The organism is Ruegeria sp. BG5 (assembly GCF_056538425.1).
Window position 1 is genome coordinate 359485 of record NZ_JBQFTC010000001.1, and the last position, 14774, is coordinate 374258.

Consider the following 14774-nt stretch of genomic DNA (forward strand, 5'->3'; position numbering starts at 1 on the left):
GAGCCTATCGCGAAATGTGGCTGGTACAACTTGTTGTTACCAGCGCAGATCATTGGGTTCGTTGCTTAGTCCAGATAGCGTAGTCCAACTGTCGTTCAGACCATTTGCTTTCTTGTTCGGCTAGAATGGTTATCACGCCTCGCATCAGTGATCTTGCAAGCTCCGGCGTGACCTGCTCGGGTCTCATGTTCGCCGCTTTTGCGACGTAGCGCTGAACCATCCGGTCCGGTTTGATCAGGTTGTCATTGCCTGCGAGCATCCGAAAGTAGTCGAATGAGATTCCGCTGCCCTGGCCCGGGATACGGCGGACCTGCTTTTCGATCATTGTAAGACGGGTTTCGGTCATATCCCCAAAATCTTCGATCCCGTTTGCCTGCAATGCTTCAGCATACTGGCGAACTGCTTCGGCCTTCAGAATGCCTGAGCGGGTGGACGTGCGCTGTCGATTGCCGAAGGGGTCATCGGCCATCTGGTCCGGCGTCAGGCCATCAAACAGCGCCAGAAACTCACTGATGGTGTGCTCGCCGGTTGAGCGAGGCGCATCCGGCGCCAACGACTTCGTCCAGCCCTGGCGTTCGCAAAACCGGGTCACCGTGTTTGCGGTAGAGGTGTATGTGACGCCAATCGAAAACACCGCATCGATTACACAAAGGGGCAGGGAGGCGTAGAAGAACTCCGCGGGCAGGGGCAGCGGCTTCAGCCCGGTTTCAATGATGTAGTCTGCAAGTTGCTTTGTCAGTTCATCAATGCCTGTCTGGAGTTCCATGGCTGTTGTTTCTGAATTCAGCATATCAATTCCTTTGTCGTCGATCAGTGACATCGACAAATGCTCGCTGCAAGATGGAAGTCAACACAAAATGTCACTGATCGTCTGTAGACGGATCGGCGACATCCCGTGCCTTTGGGGGTCATGGATGTTCGGGACCGTCTCAGTGGAAACATGCGGCGTCTGCGCCGGTCGAAAGACTGGTCGCAGGAAGAGCTCGCGCATCAGTCCGGCATCCACAGAACCTACATCAGTGATCTCGAACGCGGGGCCAGAAATCCCACGATAGAAGTGGTGGACAAGATAGCTGTTGCGCTGGGCGTACCCTGCGGCGAGCTACTGGACTGAGCCGAAGCCGAATCACGTCAGGGTTGAGAGGCCGCGGTAGGGCCCCGAGTGAACCGTTTGCCCGGAGCGAAATCACGGCGAAACCGGCCTGAATGTCATTTTTTGTATAAGCCATTTATAATTTAGGCTTCTCTACCAAAAAAAGTTCTTGAAATTCCCACCGAACTTTCCTTTCTGGTGTTCAGCAAGACGCATCCACCGGGTGATCTTGTCTATCAACGGAAGCTGGCAGGTTTGCTGAACCTGCCGGATGTCGGGCTCAGATCCGGCAATTCCGTAAGCGCCTGTGAGGCTGCTTACGCATCAACGGAGTTAAGCGGTGACTATCACCGCATGAAATTTCGAAGCCGCCGGATGGTCCGGAGGCAAATGGTGTGTGAGGAGTACTCTGATGCATGCTTCAAAACTGGAACTGCAGGTTCCGAAAATGCCGGTGACAAGCCGGTGGAAAACAGAGCAGGTTTCTCCAAAGAAACTTGTGGATTATGGTCGCGAATACATGCCGCTTCACAGCGGCGAGCAGATCAAGGTGATCGCTGATACGATCCGTAAATTTGGTTTTGCTCTGCCAGTTGTGACAGATGGCCGGGACTCCATTATCTGGGGACCTGGTCGTGTGAAGGCGGCAATAAGACTCAGGTATTCGACGATTCCGACAATTCCACTTCAGTGGATGACCGAGCAGGAAAGGCGCCTGCTGAGTATTGGCATGATCCGCTTTGCCCGTCTCGGAAACTGGTCGCCGGAGATCCTGGATCTTGATGTGCGTGGCCTGAGGGAAACGCAGCTGAACACCGAATTCAAGATCAATGGTGGCTTCTGTGACGCGCGTGGAAACATGTACTATCCGAAGCTGCGCTAAACAGCCTGACCTGAACAAGCGCATACTTTATTAGCTTGTTCACACGCAAAGCGAAGTGATCGGTGGGGGGCCTGCCGATCTAGTGCCGGGAGATACCGGCCCTTCGCAGGGATCTGTTGATCCGGCCTCTTCCTGAAACAGCGCAGACCGGTTCCCCGAACGGGGATCTGATCTCTGTCAGGGCGAGCCGGCTGCGCGAATTTGAAAGGCCCCGAAATGGCTGACATTAAATCTCTGCCGGAGGAAACCCGGCTGAAGATCGTATATCGCAAAACGGATGATCTGATCCCCTATGCCGGCAATGCCCGGACGCACAGTGACAAGCAGATTGATCAGATCGCAGCGTCGATCCGACAGTTTGGCTTTACCAATCCTGTGTTGATCGACGAAAAAGGCGGCATCATTGCCGGCCATGGTCGTGTCGCTGCAGCTAAACGGCTTGGCACTGCCGAGGTGCCGACAGTTGTACTGGCGCATTTGTCGGACGCAGAACGTCGTGCCTATGTCATTGCTGACAACAGACTGGCTGAACTGGCCGGCTGGGATCGCGACATCCTGAAAATCGAATTCCAGGCGCTGGAAGAGCTGGAGCTGGATTTCGACCTGGAAATCACCGGCTTTGAAACGGCCGAACTGGATCTGCTGTTGGATGACGATGATGAAGAAACAGCGGACCCGGCCGATGAGGTGCCGGAGCCCGCTGCAGAACAGGCAATCACGAAGTCCGGTGATGTCTGGATTCTCGGCGCGCACAGGCTGATCTGCGGTGATGCACGTGATTCGAAGACATATGCAAGCCTGATGGGCGACGATCGTGCGCGCGCTGTGTTTACCGATCCGCCTTACAACGTCAAAATCGATGGTCATGTCTGCGGCTCCGGTGCCGTGAAACACCGTGAGTTTGCAATGGCAGCCGGTGAGATGGATTCCAGTGCCTTTACAGCCTTCCTGGAAGCGTCACTCGGCGCTATGGCTGGTGTCAGTGTCGATGGTGCTATTCACTTTGTCTGCATGGACTGGCGCCACATGCCGGAGCTGCAGTCGGCCGGATCCAAGACCTATTCAGAACTGAAAAACCTGATCGTCTGGGCCAAGACCAATGGCGGCATGGGTACGTTTTGTCGATCGAGACATGAACTGATCTATGTCTGGAAAGTCGGAACATCTCCCCATCTCAATACTTTTGGCCTTGGTGAGAAAGGCAGATACCGGACGAATGTCTGGGATTACCCCGGAGTGAACAGCTTTGGTGGCAATCAGAAAGATCTGGAACTGCACCCTACGGTTAAGCCAGTGGCGCTGGTGGCGGATGCGATCAGAGATGTCAGTCGACGCGGTGATATCGTGCTGGACGGCTTTGGCGGATCCGGCACGACTCTGATAGCTGCGGAGCGCTGTGGCCGCAGAGCCCGCCTGGTAGAGCTCGATCCGATTTATTGCGACGTTATCTGCCGCCGCTTTTTGGCGCAGACAGGGCAGCAAGCCGTTCTGGAGGCTACTGGTGAGACACATGCTGAGATGGCCGCTCATCGCGCTGTAGAGGCTAAGGCTCCGGCTGCGGAGGCTGCAGAATGAGTGGTCAGATCAAAACTCAGGTGGGCTATATGCGCCCGCCTGAACACCGCCGTTTCAAAAAAGGAAAATCCGGAAATCCAAAAGGCCGGCCCAAAAACAGGAAGACATTCTGTCTCTGACGCAAAAAGTGTTGAAGCGCAAAGTCAGGCCGAAGGGTGCAGAGAAACAGATGCCCATCAGTGAAGCCCTGATCCGCAAATTGCGGGAGCTGGCGCTGTCCGGTGACCGGCGTGCCATGGACCTGCAGCGGCGTATCCTGGAAGAGGCCGGTGCTGCTCAGGCCACAGAGTTTGATCCGCACGAGAAAAAGCAGCGGATCCTGAACGCCCTCCGGAAGATGGGTGTCAATGTCATCGATGATGGAGGTGGCAATGACTGACACCTACGACATCGGCTATGGCAAACCCCCGAAATCCAGCCAGTGGAAAAAAGGTCAGTCCGGCAATCCGAAAGGTCGGCCGAAGACCCGTTCCGATCTGGTGAAGGACGCTGCAGCGATCCTGTCGGAGCCTGTTGCCGCCCGCACGCCTGATGGCCGGACTGTGTCGCTGGACGGATATGAAGCTGCCTATCTGGCGCTCTGTAAAAAAGGTCTCAAAGGTCATGTGCCGTCCCTGATCAAAGCGATCAACATTATGCTGGAGGTGCAGCCGGAAATAGATGCCAGAGAAAATCTGGGCAAACAGCGCCGCGAAGAGATACTCGCCAGGCTGGAAAAAATGGGTGTCGATGTCAGTGGTGCCAGGCGCGCATCTGCAGATACAGGCTGAAAAGTTATGCCACTGGTTTTAGCGCCCAGACACGGCTCGGATCAGGGGCGGCGGTGTTATGCCCGCTGCCCCTGTCGAACATAGTCTCAGGGGGGTGTCGACCGGGTATCAGCGATACCGGCCGGTCAGCCGCTCTATCGCGCGTATGCGGGCGTCAGCGTGGTTCAGCAGGGCCTGAATGGACCGTATCAGCTCTTCGGCCTCTTCCGCACTTATCTGCGGGTGCTGGCCCTTCAGGGCCAGCGAGGCCGCATCCTCCAGATTGCCCGTCAGCTTCGCAAATACAAAACTGAGCTGTTCCCGGGTTACGTCGTCCATGACTGCAGTACGGCTTGCCGGGCCATGGAAATCGAGCGATATCTGTACTACCTTCGGATGTATCGCAAAATCGCGGCGAGCATCCTGATGAACCTTAGGTCCCGACCTGCGTTAACTTCAGATTCATCCCGATGTTTCCAGAATGTTCTTGCTTCGCGGGACTCTGGTCGCCATAGTGACAAAAAAATTCCCCGCGAAAACCTGAAGCGCGGGAGCAGAGGGCGAGCAGAATGACCGAATTTGAATTGTTGTTGCAGAAAACCGGCCATTCGGTTTCTGAAGTTGCGGAAATCCTGGGTTATTCTGAAAGTCACATCTACCGCTGGAAACGCGGAGAGGAAACCCCGCGTGAGGGGGTGATGAACCTACTGCGAATGGAGGCCGAGGCGCGCCAGCCGGATACCTCCGGCACGGCTTTTTCGTTCATTGACCTGTTTGCTGGTATCGGCGGCCTGAGAAAGGCCATGGAGAGCGCCGGTGGCCGCTGCGTATTTACGTCGGAATGGGATAAATACGCCCAACTGACGTACGACGCCAACTTCGCGGATAACCGCCCCATCGCGGGCGACATCACTCAAATCGAGGCCGAAGAGATCCCGGAACATGACGTTCTGGTTGCGGGCTTTCCCTGCCAGCCGTTTTCGATTGCAGGGGTGTCAAAAAAGAACGCGCTGGGCCGCGCCCATGGCTTCGACGATGAAACTCAGGGCACGCTTTTTTTCGATGTGCTGCGGATCCTGAAACATCACCGTCCGGCGGCATTCATGCTGGAAAACGTGAAAAACCTGCGCAGCCACGACAAGGGCCGGACCTTTGAGGTCATCATGCGTAAACTCCGGGACGAACTGGGCTACTACGTGCCTGACCCGCGGGTGATTGATGCAGCCCACTTTGTGCCTCAACACCGGGAGCGGATCGTTATTGTGGGGTTCCGTGAGGAGGTACCGTTCAGCTTTGATGCTGTTGCTCTGCCGTCGCGCGGGGCGCGCCGAATGCGGGACATTCTGCATCCGGAGAACGGTCTGGAGAATCCTGAAGGGCATTTCACGCTCGGCAATGATGCCACCGTCAGCGACAAATACACCCTGACTGACAAGCTCTGGAAATACCTGCAGGACTATGCGGCCAAACACAAAGCTAAGGGTAATGGGTTTGGTTTTGGCCTTGTAGACGGCGACAGCATCGCCAGAACTCTGTCCGCCCGCTACTACAAGGATGGATCGGAAATCCTTGTGAGCCGGGGTGAAGGCAATAATCCCCGCAGGCTTACACCGCGCGAATGTGCCCGACTGATGGGCTATCCTGAGAACTTCCGGATCCCGGTCTCGGATACACAGGCCTACAAGCAGTTTGGAAACTCGGTGGCCGTGCCGGTATTTGCCGAGGTGGCGCGGATTATGGAGCCGCATGTCCGCGCAATCCTGGAAGGGCAGGGGAAGGTACCTGTTCGCAAAGCTGGCTGACGTACACGACCGCCAAACCCGCAGCCGCAACATGGCGGCTATCCGAGGTGCGGATACCAAACCGGAACTGATCATCCGGCGCGGGCTTCATGCCCGGGGATTCCGCTATCGCCTGCACGGCCGCAAACTGCCGGGTCGGCCGGATCTGGTGCTGCCAAAATATCAGGCCGTAATATTTGTAAACGGGTGCTTCTGGCATAGTCATGAATGTCCGCTGTTCAAATGGCCGAAAACGCGCGAAGAGTTCTGGCGGGACAAAATCGGCGGGAACGCGGAACGGGATCAGAGGAACCTGGCTGCTCTGAAAGCATCAGGCTGGCGCGTCGGTGTTGTTTGGGAATGTGCACTGAAAGGGAAACGCCGCCTTCAGTCGGCACACGTCCTCGATTGCCTTAGCGAATGGCTCGAGGGGGATGCAGCGGATTGTATGATCGAAGGTCAGGATCAGGAGACCACTGACACTCTCGCATAAAGTTCCCGCAACGCCGCTTCCAGGCGCGATGTCCCGATCCGCCATTGCGGCCGGACCTTCGCGCTCCCGTCTGCGTAGATTGTGTGGGCGGGGTCATAGTAAACCAGACCAGATGCGATCGCGCGCAGCAGACGCCAGACATCGGTACCTTCACACATGAACCATGGTGCGTCGAAGCAGTATTGATCGCCCCCTCTATCAGGATCCTTACGGAACCCGGCAGGCACATAGGCTGCCAGCGCGTGTTTAGTGTTCCAGGAATTAGCAAGTTTTTCGAGAGACCAACCGCCAATCAGTCTCCCGGTGTCCGGATCTGAAATTCCAACAAAGATCTCATCCGGGTTGTCGTCGAACTCGCCGCTAACAGGGTTAAACCCTGAGACCCCAAGAAGGTATCCGGTCGAGTTGCTCCGTTTACCCGCGCGATGCACGCCAGTGAAGCGGTGAGAGCCGTCTCCCTTTTTTCCTTCCCAGCCGTAAGTCATCATGAAATCGCGAAAGGTAAGATCGCCTTCAGCGCCCATATCCGCTGTCGGTGTCATCAGGCTGATTTTGTCACCTCTGAAGGACTTGATTTCATGGCCAAACGCATCGGGTTCTTTTAGCGCGTTGGTCTCGACGCCGAGCAGTGCCTCCAGCGTGTATCCGGCGCCCTGGTTTCCTTTGAACGGAACGATGGTACCACCCTTGTTTCTGACAGACGGGTGCCACCCGGCAGCGACAATCCCCCGAAGCTCGCGGGTCAGCTGTTCCTGGGGAGTTACTGTTGCATCGCCGGTGACATTCAGGATGCCAAGGACACCTGATATTCCCGAGGGTGCGAGTTTGGGGAAATCCGCTACGACCGAGTCATCACGTTCGGTCAGAAGTAATCCGAAGATTTCGCCCGCCCGATTGGCTCCGAGGCCCAGGATGCGTTTTCCGAACTTCGCTTGTTTAGTTCTCCAAATGGCTTCAGGCGCCCACTCTCGTCCTTTTAAGAACCCTGACAACCGGGCTTCCGGATACTGGAAATACTCGATCAGTTTCGTATTGGGTGCGTGATATCGGCTACCATCTGTATCGAGCCAGAAAAAGTTGAGATGCGCCTCAGTGATCGGACGACCTGCGGAAGAGTTTCTCTTCTTAGTGCTGCTGCTTGGTTCGCGCAGGCGGATTTCGCGCACGGGAAAAGCGTTCACCAGCCCTTCAAGCTGGCTGGCAAGAACTATCTGGTTTTTGTCGTTGTCTTGTCTAGGAGCAAGAATCTTGACGTAAATCCGGTCAACACCTGCATCACTGAAAAGGTTTCGAAACTGATCGATTGATGAAATGCCCATGCGCGGAAACTAGCGCAATGGTTGTATCGAGCACAATGGGTGGTAGCGGCCCAGAGCGGTCACTCGCCACAGTAAACGGGCACTGCGGTGCGGCCCGTCAGAAGAAACGTTCGCTGCGCCCGCGAATTCACCCGACATAAGAACTCACACACCGGGACCAAGCGGCTGTTCGCCGCAAGTGTGGCCTGGGCACTATCTTGCGCCCGCTTTATGTCGCTAAGTGCTATGTGACTTTCGGGATCCTAAGGCGATTGCAGATGTACAATCCATATGATGAAAAAGGCGACGAGCTTGACGCCAAATATTCAGTTGAATCATTGAGTGAGGGTTTCGATCTGATCATCGAGTCTCGGGGCGGCTCCACTGGCGGGCGCCCGCCTCGAAACACCGACTACGCCCGAGCTTTGGTTTTGCATCTTCACCGAATGGCAGAGCTCGGCATGGTGCTGGACGATCTTCAAGTTGCCAGTTCTGATGCGATGCGGCTGCCGGAGAAAAAGCGCCAAATTCGACCAAAAGGCTATGCTCTGCCACTCGAACTCTCGTCAGTGTCAGACTTCGACGAGCTCCGGCTGGCAATTGGACGGGTCACTGGTGAGCATGAGGCAAAGTCAAAAAAGGGAGGCAACCGGACAAAGAGATTGAGGTTGCGGATGCGCTGGACTGGTGCGTCCAAAATGTCGGCAGACTCAATAGCTACCTTGTTGGCACATTCGGATCCTTCAGAAGAACCCACGGGTGACCCGAAAGAATTGTCCGAGCGAGTCGAGCGCGCACGTAGTCGAGTGCGCTCGAAAAAGGCGGCTCCACCAAAGGGCCAAGTGAAGGTTCCAAGTACTACCGTTACTTCTGAACGATATATTCGCGATCCGGAAGTCATAGCTTGGGTGCTAGAGGAAGCGGCGGGTAATTGCGAAAACTGCGGTTCTCTCGCGCCCTTCAAACGTAACGGCGGCGAAGGGTTCTTAGAAGTGCATCACGTTAGACCACTCGCGGAAGGCGGCCCAGACATAATCGAAAATGCAGCAGCCTGCTGCCCAAATTGTCACCGGCAGTTACATCATGATCCAGCAAAAAATAGCATCCGTCGCAAGCTAATCGCATCTATCAATCGACTTAAGGACTTCCCAGTTATTGCTTAGCTCCAGAGGCTCCATGGCTTGCACACAACCATCGGCTCAATCCTGAACTGCATCACGTCGTCAAACGCTGCGACCCAGCTTAACCATAGCGGACAACCATCGATCGTGCAGCATACAAGGTCAAATCTGCTCGGCGTTCTCATCCGAGTTCATTCCATCGTTTTGAGCATGAGGAGCTCATGCCAACCTACCAAAGCGCCACTATTAGCAACTTCCCCCTTGCTTGATCTTAACATCTGGAGGCACTTTCCTGGCGAGATTTCGCTGTCTTGTGACAGGGCAAAAAAGAACGACCGTTACCGGTGGAAAGCTTCGTCGAAACTGAAAATGTGTAAATCATTGAAAATATGTACTTATTTTTCACCCGTGGTGCGATTGAAGAAGAATGCCGATGCCTTGTAGTATAAATTATAAATAGCGCAGCGTTACAAATGAAGAAATCCTTCCCAACAATTGTTGACCTTCTGCACGAAAACGGACCGATGCTCAGCGGCGAGATCGCAAAGATCTACCGAGATATGGGACTGTCGGAAGGAGCCGCCCGGCAACGTGTCAACCGCCGCTCGGAAGAGGTGAAAGTGCTCTTTGGGCTCCCGTTTCCACGCGGCGCGCGATTCATGTATCTTGAGGGCGAGTTTGGCGACCAGCGGTTTTATCTGTCTCTGATAAATAAGCTGACGGTTACCGGATCGGCGTATGGGGCAGCCTTGAGCGGTTTGTTTGCGCGCGGCGGTATCTGTCTCACCGAACATTGGCCGATTGTCAGTTGCGCTCCCAGCAAACAAAAAGGCCATCTACCCTATGATCGGATACTCGAAGGCCTCAAGCAGGCGAAGCTTGTACAAGAAATAGATATCGCCGGAATAGGGCCGTGTATTGGCCTAAATGATCGGGTGGGAGCTTGGGATACGGCCTATTTTCGCGCAAAGCTAACGATTGACCATGTTTTACGCGCGGCTGTCCGCAAATGGGCCATTCGTCTGGGTTGGTCGTCCAAAGGCGCCATCGAGATGAACGGGCACGGAGCGCTTCCACGGTTTTCCACGATGAATTTCGACATTGTGGGGCCGTGCTATCTCAATTCTCTAACCACTAGGTCAAAAGGTCAGGTAAAGCCCGGTTTTTTCGTCTGTGACATCATTTCCTCGGGCCCGTTGCAGGTCGATCATGTCTCTGGTTTCCTGAAAAAGGTCACTTCGCTGACCGCGCTTCGAAAGCTTGGCCGTTTCCAACCAATGCTACTTGCTGAGGCCTATAGCGAAGAAGCGCTTCGAGAACTGAGGTCTCGCGGGGTGATTGTGGCCACACCCGACAGTCTATTTGGCCGTGAGGTTGCCTCCGCTCTCGAGGAATTGCTGCGTGTCTTGCAGAAGTCGGCCGAAATCGCAATCGGCAACCCAGGCAAGGTCGAAGAACTCTTTGACAAGCTAGAAGGCTTTGAGGGCAATCTGCGCGGTGCGCTTTTCGAGATGATTGTCGGCCATCTTGTTTTGAACCTTTTCGCCGGATCCATTGATATCGGGGTTCTGGTCACAGATTTTGAGACGCGGCAGAAGGCTGACATCGATGTGCGTAGGGTCTCCGGGACCGATATCGCCTGTTATGAATGCAAAGGACATGGGCCTGACGTTTTTGTCAGCCTCGAAGAAGTCAAATACTGGCTTGAAAAACAAGTGCCGATCATTCGCGGCGCGCATAAGTTTGAAGGTCGGTTTCACGGACTAGCAGAGCGGTACGAGTTCTGGACGACTGGCAAGTTCACTGAGGACGTGGTGGCCTATCTCGAGGAACGCAAAAGAACGATCCGTAGATACGAGATCGACTGGAAGGATGGCACAGACCTGCAGGCTCTAGCGTCAAAACTACCTAACAAAACCATGCAGCGTCTGCTGAAGCGCTTTTATCACAAAGACCTGGGCTCCTAAGTTGCCCTTCGGTTTCGAAATCTATATCGACTATGTGCACAGTGAAAGAACTGAGACTCTCAAAACTCGTAGAGTGAAGAGCACGCCGGGAACAGATAGGAGAAGAAAACCGACAAGATAGAGCGCGACCGTTAAATACACAGCCCAACGGTGAGAGTATCGGTTCTCTATGTTGTAAAAACTGCTGAGCACATCGTTCTGAAGCTGGTCTCGTTGGATATTCTGGAGTTCAGCATACGCCGTTTTCAACGTAGCGTTTTTTTTGTCCAACCACGGAGCAATACTAGTTAAACCTCGTGCAACCGATGGCCGTCTTCTTTGGATAGTACTGATCATAGATCGAAGGCGACGCGCTGTTGCCCTACCTATCTCATTTTCAGCGTAATCAGAAATTGAAGTTGCCTCTTTCACAGCTTTCGGTGCGAAAATTCTAAAAACTATGGTGCCCAAACCAACGAGAAAGCTGCCGAGATAAATCAGATTAAGCTTTGTGAACAAGCTAACCTCAAGAATAGAACTCTGATCCGCAGAGGGAGACCGGAACAATTCCTCTTGTGCTGAAATCGTTTTTCCTAATCCGTCAATATAAGCCTCAATCTGGCCATGATAAAGGATTGCGTACCCGACAAAAGGCATGGCGAGGGAAACTGTTGCTACGCTAGACTGCCCGAACCCTCTCAATAACTCCCAATTGAATGTTCGATGAAAAAAGTCATCAGATTTGTGGCTTTCCTCTACTCCTCCAGTCACTGGGGCAACCTCAAAGTCCTATGAGTGTGCGTGTAGCTTTCACCGACAGTGTAATCTGGAGTATCCAATTCTTCCGCAATCATCGAAGTGGCAATAATGATTTGATGCTCAGACTTGGCATGCCTACTTTTTTCAAGCAGCAATCGCTGAAAATTCTGGCTTCGTTCCGGTTCAAGCCCCTTGTCTTCAACTGTATCCATCATCAGGAACCGAGGATGGAGGAAGCCAGGATCATTGGCCGCTGCAAATAGAAACGACGCGAAGAAACTATTTCTAAGGTAAACCATTGATGACGCAGAGAAATAGGATTCTCCATTTACTGCCAGCCGATCACCCCCAAAGGAGAAATGAACATTGTGGGCATCCTGAAAGGTCGACTGTCTTGCCAAATCTCGTTTTAGGAAATCTAGCGCGTGCTCTTCAATTTCCGCTCTAGCTTCTCCTAAGCGCTTTTCCTGCGCCCGTTCTTCGTTTTCAATAAGGGTTTTAAGTCGGCTCAGCTCGTTCTGTAGCCTATCCTTGCGTTCGGAAACCGTTGCAATTTCATTGATCACGGCTTTCACTCGCGCAAGATCCTCGAGATCCCTGTATGCATAACCAGCGTCTCGGTTCAGCTTTCTTAGTCTAGCACGCATTTCCGATGTCGGGCTTCGCAGTGACACTGTGTAATGGCGAGACGCCTGCTCCCAAAGTTCTTTGAGTTCATCTCGACGCGCCTTTAGCTGTACGAGTTGCTCTTGCCTGTCTTTTTGAACGTTTTCAGCCCGCCCTTTCTGGCGGGCATATTCGTTGATTAGCTTCAGGATTCGAGTTTGTGCCATGTCACTATCATGAGCACATTTGCATAGAGGACAGGCCCCTTGAACATCGTTTTCTGAGATGGGCGCAAAACAAGAAGGGCAAAAACTAAAGCTTAGATCTCCAACTTCATCAGCTACAGTGTGAGATTGCCCGAGTTCTTCCAGCTTTCTGTCCAACGACAGAACATATTGCTCCGTATCTTCGAAAGCCAATGCAGTTTTTGTAATCAGTTCATCAACCGTCGCAACCTGTTCTTGGAGTGCTATAACGGACTTGTGAGCTTCCTCTTGATCGTTGAGTGTCAAGCGATCCTCAAACTGCGCATCGAAGATCTGTGCCTCCAAGTCGGAAATTTCTTTGTTCAGAGCCGCCAGTGCTTGTTCGCGCGTACGGCTTTCAGCCTTCAACCATTCCTCGGTAAGCGGATGGCCTTCTTTGCTATGAGTTCGGATCAAGAACTTCACTTGATTGTCTAGTTCCTTGAACTCCTCTGTAGCTTCCTTATTTCTGATTAAGGCTTTGTAGTACTCGTCGCTGTACGCACCACACAACATCCCTCCAACCGCTTCTCGGGTAATTGCCAAATCATAACGAACTGGTCGGAAAATCTTCTCTACTGGACTCATTTGATCTGAGTAGAGCAGCCGCAAAACCTGATTTATGGTTAGCCGTGAATTTGTTTCCCCATATTCGACCTGAGGAAGCCCCAGAAAGCGGAACAAAACTTGGGAGAAGCTTTCCTTACTATCCCTCTTAAATGGGTAAATTTCCCACCCGTCGGTTGCGTTCTTTGATGCCTCATCAAGAGTGCCGTAAAACAGCTTCATCGGACGCTGTGATACAACCTCAACATCTCGCCATAGAGTCAGAAGCTCACCATTGATCTCGACCTCGACCATTACCGAGTCGCACTTTGCAGCGGTCTCTCTCCACTGCTCTCGCAGTATGTCTCCGCCTAGCCCATAATACAGAAAGTCCATGATCGTAGACTTTCCCGAACTGTTTTGACCTCTAATAATGTTTAGGCCAGCGTGAAACTTCTCCTGAAAAGCAACGTTATTGTTGATATTGACCTTTAATTCGTTGACTTTGAGATTTGGCCTAAATTGCATCATATTCCCATTCCCCCAGCCCAGTACGCGCGCGAAGCCCCTCAATGCCCTTGAGATCCATTTTCGCAAAATCGACGGCGACTAACTCCAGAAGTTCGGCATGTTGGTTCGTGAAATCTTCAATCTTCTCGCTCATTCCAGCAGACAGACCGTCAGAGAGAAGCCTAACCGATTGCTTGTCGCCTGCTCCTTCTAGCTCCACGATTGATTTCGCCGCCATTGCGCTAATCGCTGTGTTCTGAATTACGCTCATCCGTTCAAAGAGCACGTGAGATGAAGGCAAAAGCTCATGTCCCGGTGTAACCTCAACCCTGAGGACTTTGTTTCGGCGTCCACGCATGCCCTTTACAGCGTTTGGCGGCCTAATCTCTGACAGACGGCTTGGAAAACAGAGAAAGAAGTCCGAAATACCCAGTGTCCCAGTAAGAAGGCTGTGGCTTTCACTTGCCCGTAGTACTGCGCTCATTCGGAACACAGTGTTGTATGGATCATAACAGGACGCGTAAGAAAGACTTAACATGCTTGCCACCGAATATGGCATCTTTCAGCAAGCCAGTTGATCATACCTCTGATGTCAGCTTCGTCTATGAGAACAAGATCATGACCGCCCACTTCATCCATTTCCTTTAGTGTTGGTTGGATGATGTCCGTTTCAATGATTTCATTGACCTTCGAGTATGTCAGATTGAGCTGCTCCGGCATGATTTTTGTCTCAAAAACATGCAATATTCTACTCAAAAAATACAACAACACTTGCTGTGCCGACTGGTAATAGGTGTACTTATCCAGTGTCTCTTCGAACCATTGCAAGTCTCGTTCAGCAGCCTGAAATTCTTTGCCTCTCCCAACAGCTTTGAGCTTTTCTTCCAGCCCTTTCAGCTCAGAGTCTTCGCGGTTCGATATGAAGTGCTGCAGCTTGTCTAGCAAAGCATTTGCACGTTGTTCATTGTCTTTCTCGGAGCGCATTTTTCTGAGAAGGTAAGCAAGCCGAGAGCTTCCGGAGACAACGCTTTCAACCCGCTCATCGCAAACTTCTGACATAAATGAACTTGCTCGACTTATTTTCTTTCCCTCTTGTCGCCCTTGGAACAAGGAACGTCAAGCAGGCTGACTTGGGCGAAGCTTTATATCGGCAAAGTTGTTTTGGTACC

At 52.9% G+C, this 14774-nt stretch carries 17 protein-coding genes; 10 read left to right on the top strand and 7 right to left on the bottom strand.

Features of this window, described 5'->3' with window-relative positions:
- Nucleotides 1–49: 49 nt before the first annotated feature.
- Nucleotides 50–820: a hypothetical protein gene (locus ACR0KX_RS01665; RefSeq protein ID WP_480707780.1), complete on the bottom strand. Its 771-nt coding sequence runs from the start codon at nucleotides 818–820 to the stop codon at nucleotides 50–52.
- A 90-nt stretch (nucleotides 821–910) separates the two neighbouring features.
- Here ACR0KX_RS01665 and ACR0KX_RS01670 point away from each other — a divergent pair, with 90 nt between their 5' ends.
- The 6 genes from ACR0KX_RS01670 to ACR0KX_RS01695 all read left to right on the top strand — a co-directional run bounded on the left by ACR0KX_RS01670 (nucleotide 911) and on the right by ACR0KX_RS01695 (nucleotide 4321).
- The gene (locus tag ACR0KX_RS01670; protein WP_170335516.1) at nucleotides 911–1114 is read left to right on the top strand and encodes a helix-turn-helix domain-containing protein; all 204 of its coding nucleotides are present in this window, start codon (nucleotides 911–913) and stop codon (nucleotides 1112–1114) included.
- A gap of 391 nt (nucleotides 1115–1505) precedes the next feature.
- Entirely contained in the window at nucleotides 1506–1976 is a 471-nt protein-coding gene (locus ACR0KX_RS01675; RefSeq protein ID WP_170623029.1) for a ParB N-terminal domain-containing protein, read from the top strand.
- A 216-nt stretch (nucleotides 1977–2192) separates the two neighbouring features.
- Nucleotides 2193–3551, top strand: coding sequence for a DNA methyltransferase (locus tag ACR0KX_RS01680; protein WP_170623031.1), 1359 nt, complete (start codon nucleotides 2193–2195; stop codon nucleotides 3549–3551).
- A 29-nt stretch (nucleotides 3552–3580) separates the two neighbouring features.
- Nucleotides 3581–3670 (top strand): DUF5681 domain-containing protein, encoded by a 90-nt coding sequence (locus tag ACR0KX_RS01685; RefSeq protein ID WP_480708386.1) that lies wholly within the window; start codon nucleotides 3581–3583, stop codon nucleotides 3668–3670.
- 11 nt (nucleotides 3671–3681) lie between these two features.
- The gene (locus ACR0KX_RS01690; RefSeq protein ID WP_480707781.1) at nucleotides 3682–3930 is read left to right on the top strand and encodes a hypothetical protein; all 249 of its coding nucleotides are present in this window, start codon (nucleotides 3682–3684) and stop codon (nucleotides 3928–3930) included.
- Complete coding sequence (locus ACR0KX_RS01695; RefSeq protein WP_170623035.1) at nucleotides 3923–4321, top strand: DUF5681 domain-containing protein; 399 nt, start codon at nucleotides 3923–3925, stop codon at nucleotides 4319–4321. Before ACR0KX_RS01690 ends, ACR0KX_RS01695 begins: the two co-directional genes overlap by 8 nt.
- Nucleotides 4322–4429: 108 nt before the next feature.
- Here the strand turns inward: ACR0KX_RS01695 and ACR0KX_RS01700 are convergent, their stop codons facing one another.
- Nucleotides 4430–4639 carry a hypothetical protein gene (locus ACR0KX_RS01700; RefSeq protein ID WP_170623037.1) on the bottom strand — a complete coding sequence of 70 codons (210 nt, stop codon included), beginning with the start codon at nucleotides 4637–4639 and terminating at the stop codon, nucleotides 4430–4432.
- A 230-nt stretch (nucleotides 4640–4869) separates the two neighbouring features.
- On the opposite strand from ACR0KX_RS01700, the gene dcm reads away from it, so the two are divergent.
- Nucleotides 4870–6102, top strand: a complete 1233-nt coding sequence (dcm, locus tag ACR0KX_RS01705) for a DNA (cytosine-5-)-methyltransferase (protein WP_170623039.1) — start codon at nucleotides 4870–4872, stop codon at nucleotides 6100–6102.
- 31 nt (nucleotides 6103–6133) lie between these two features.
- The gene (locus tag ACR0KX_RS01710) at nucleotides 6134–6574 is read left to right on the top strand and encodes a very short patch repair endonuclease (protein WP_480707782.1); all 441 of its coding nucleotides are present in this window, start codon (nucleotides 6134–6136) and stop codon (nucleotides 6572–6574) included.
- Here ACR0KX_RS01710 and ACR0KX_RS01715 read toward each other — a convergent pair.
- Nucleotides 6547–7893, bottom strand: a complete 1347-nt coding sequence (locus tag ACR0KX_RS01715; protein ID WP_170623041.1) for an MvaI/BcnI family restriction endonuclease — start codon at nucleotides 7891–7893, stop codon at nucleotides 6547–6549. The genes ACR0KX_RS01710 and ACR0KX_RS01715 overlap by 28 nt on opposite strands.
- A gap of 257 nt (nucleotides 7894–8150) precedes the next feature.
- Here ACR0KX_RS01715 and ACR0KX_RS01720 point away from each other — a divergent pair, with 257 nt between their 5' ends.
- Together ACR0KX_RS01720 and ACR0KX_RS01725 are read left to right on the top strand one after the other, a co-directional pair.
- Entirely contained in the window at nucleotides 8151–9035 is an 885-nt protein-coding gene (locus tag ACR0KX_RS01720) for an HNH endonuclease (RefSeq protein WP_480707783.1), read from the top strand.
- Nucleotides 9036–9466: 431 nt separating this feature from the next.
- The gene (locus ACR0KX_RS01725) at nucleotides 9467–10960 is read left to right on the top strand and encodes a hypothetical protein (protein WP_170624819.1); all 1494 of its coding nucleotides are present in this window, start codon (nucleotides 9467–9469) and stop codon (nucleotides 10958–10960) included.
- A 30-nt stretch (nucleotides 10961–10990) separates the two neighbouring features.
- Here the strand turns inward: ACR0KX_RS01725 and ACR0KX_RS01730 are convergent, their stop codons facing one another.
- Genes ACR0KX_RS01730 through ACR0KX_RS01745 form a run of 4 tightly spaced genes read right to left on the bottom strand, consistent with a single transcriptional unit; the run spans nucleotide 10991 to nucleotide 14589 of the window.
- A complete protein-coding gene (locus ACR0KX_RS01730; protein ID WP_170624818.1) occupies nucleotides 10991–11710 on the bottom strand; it encodes a hypothetical protein in 720 nt (239 codons plus the stop codon).
- A complete protein-coding gene (locus tag ACR0KX_RS01735) occupies nucleotides 11707–13626 on the bottom strand; it encodes a hypothetical protein (protein ID WP_170624817.1) in 1920 nt (639 codons plus the stop codon). The genes ACR0KX_RS01730 and ACR0KX_RS01735 overlap by 4 nt, the downstream gene beginning before the upstream one ends.
- Nucleotides 13613–14164 (bottom strand): ABC-three component system middle component 5, encoded by a 552-nt coding sequence (locus tag ACR0KX_RS01740; RefSeq protein WP_480707784.1) that lies wholly within the window; start codon nucleotides 14162–14164, stop codon nucleotides 13613–13615. The genes ACR0KX_RS01735 and ACR0KX_RS01740 overlap by 14 nt, the downstream gene beginning before the upstream one ends.
- Entirely contained in the window at nucleotides 14137–14589 is a 453-nt protein-coding gene (locus tag ACR0KX_RS01745) for an ABC-three component system protein (RefSeq protein WP_480707785.1), read from the bottom strand. Before ACR0KX_RS01745 ends, ACR0KX_RS01740 begins: the two co-directional genes overlap by 28 nt.
- Between the last annotated feature and the right edge of the window lie 185 nt (nucleotides 14590–14774).

Excerpts from the sequence above, each read along its gene's own strand:
- ACR0KX_RS01685 (WP_480708386.1), top strand. The coding sequence starts at position 3,581 with ATGCGCCCGCCTGAACACCGCCGTTTCAAAAAAGGAAAATCCGGAAAT.
- ACR0KX_RS01675 (WP_170623029.1), top strand. The coding sequence starts at position 1,506 with ATGCATGCTTCAAAACTGGAACTGCAGGTTCCGAAAATGCCGGTGACA.
- dcm (WP_170623039.1), top strand. The coding sequence starts at position 4,870 with ATGACCGAATTTGAATTGTTGTTGCAGAAAACCGGCCATTCGGTTTCT.
- ACR0KX_RS01670 (WP_170335516.1), top strand. The coding sequence starts at position 911 with ATGGATGTTCGGGACCGTCTCAGTGGAAACATGCGGCGTCTGCGCCGG.
- ACR0KX_RS01745 (WP_480707785.1), bottom strand. The coding sequence starts at position 14,589 with ATGCGCTCCGAGAAAGACAATGAACAACGTGCAAATGCTTTGCTAGAC.
- ACR0KX_RS01740 (WP_480707784.1), bottom strand. The coding sequence starts at position 14,164 with ATGCCATATTCGGTGGCAAGCATGTTAAGTCTTTCTTACGCGTCCTGT.
- ACR0KX_RS01665 (WP_480707780.1), bottom strand. The coding sequence starts at position 820 with ATGTCACTGATCGACGACAAAGGAATTGATATGCTGAATTCAGAAACA.
- ACR0KX_RS01700 (WP_170623037.1), bottom strand. The coding sequence starts at position 4,639 with ATGGACGACGTAACCCGGGAACAGCTCAGTTTTGTATTTGCGAAGCTG.
- ACR0KX_RS01680 (WP_170623031.1), top strand. The coding sequence starts at position 2,193 with ATGGCTGACATTAAATCTCTGCCGGAGGAAACCCGGCTGAAGATCGTA.
- ACR0KX_RS01725 (WP_170624819.1), top strand. The coding sequence starts at position 9,467 with ATGAAGAAATCCTTCCCAACAATTGTTGACCTTCTGCACGAAAACGGA.
- ACR0KX_RS01715 (WP_170623041.1), bottom strand. The coding sequence starts at position 7,893 with ATGGGCATTTCATCAATCGATCAGTTTCGAAACCTTTTCAGTGATGCA.
- ACR0KX_RS01735 (WP_170624817.1), bottom strand. The coding sequence starts at position 13,626 with ATGATGCAATTTAGGCCAAATCTCAAAGTCAACGAATTAAAGGTCAAT.
- ACR0KX_RS01720 (WP_480707783.1), top strand. The coding sequence starts at position 8,151 with ATGTACAATCCATATGATGAAAAAGGCGACGAGCTTGACGCCAAATAT.
- ACR0KX_RS01710 (WP_480707782.1), top strand. The coding sequence starts at position 6,134 with ATGGCGGCTATCCGAGGTGCGGATACCAAACCGGAACTGATCATCCGG.
- ACR0KX_RS01695 (WP_170623035.1), top strand. The coding sequence starts at position 3,923 with ATGACTGACACCTACGACATCGGCTATGGCAAACCCCCGAAATCCAGC.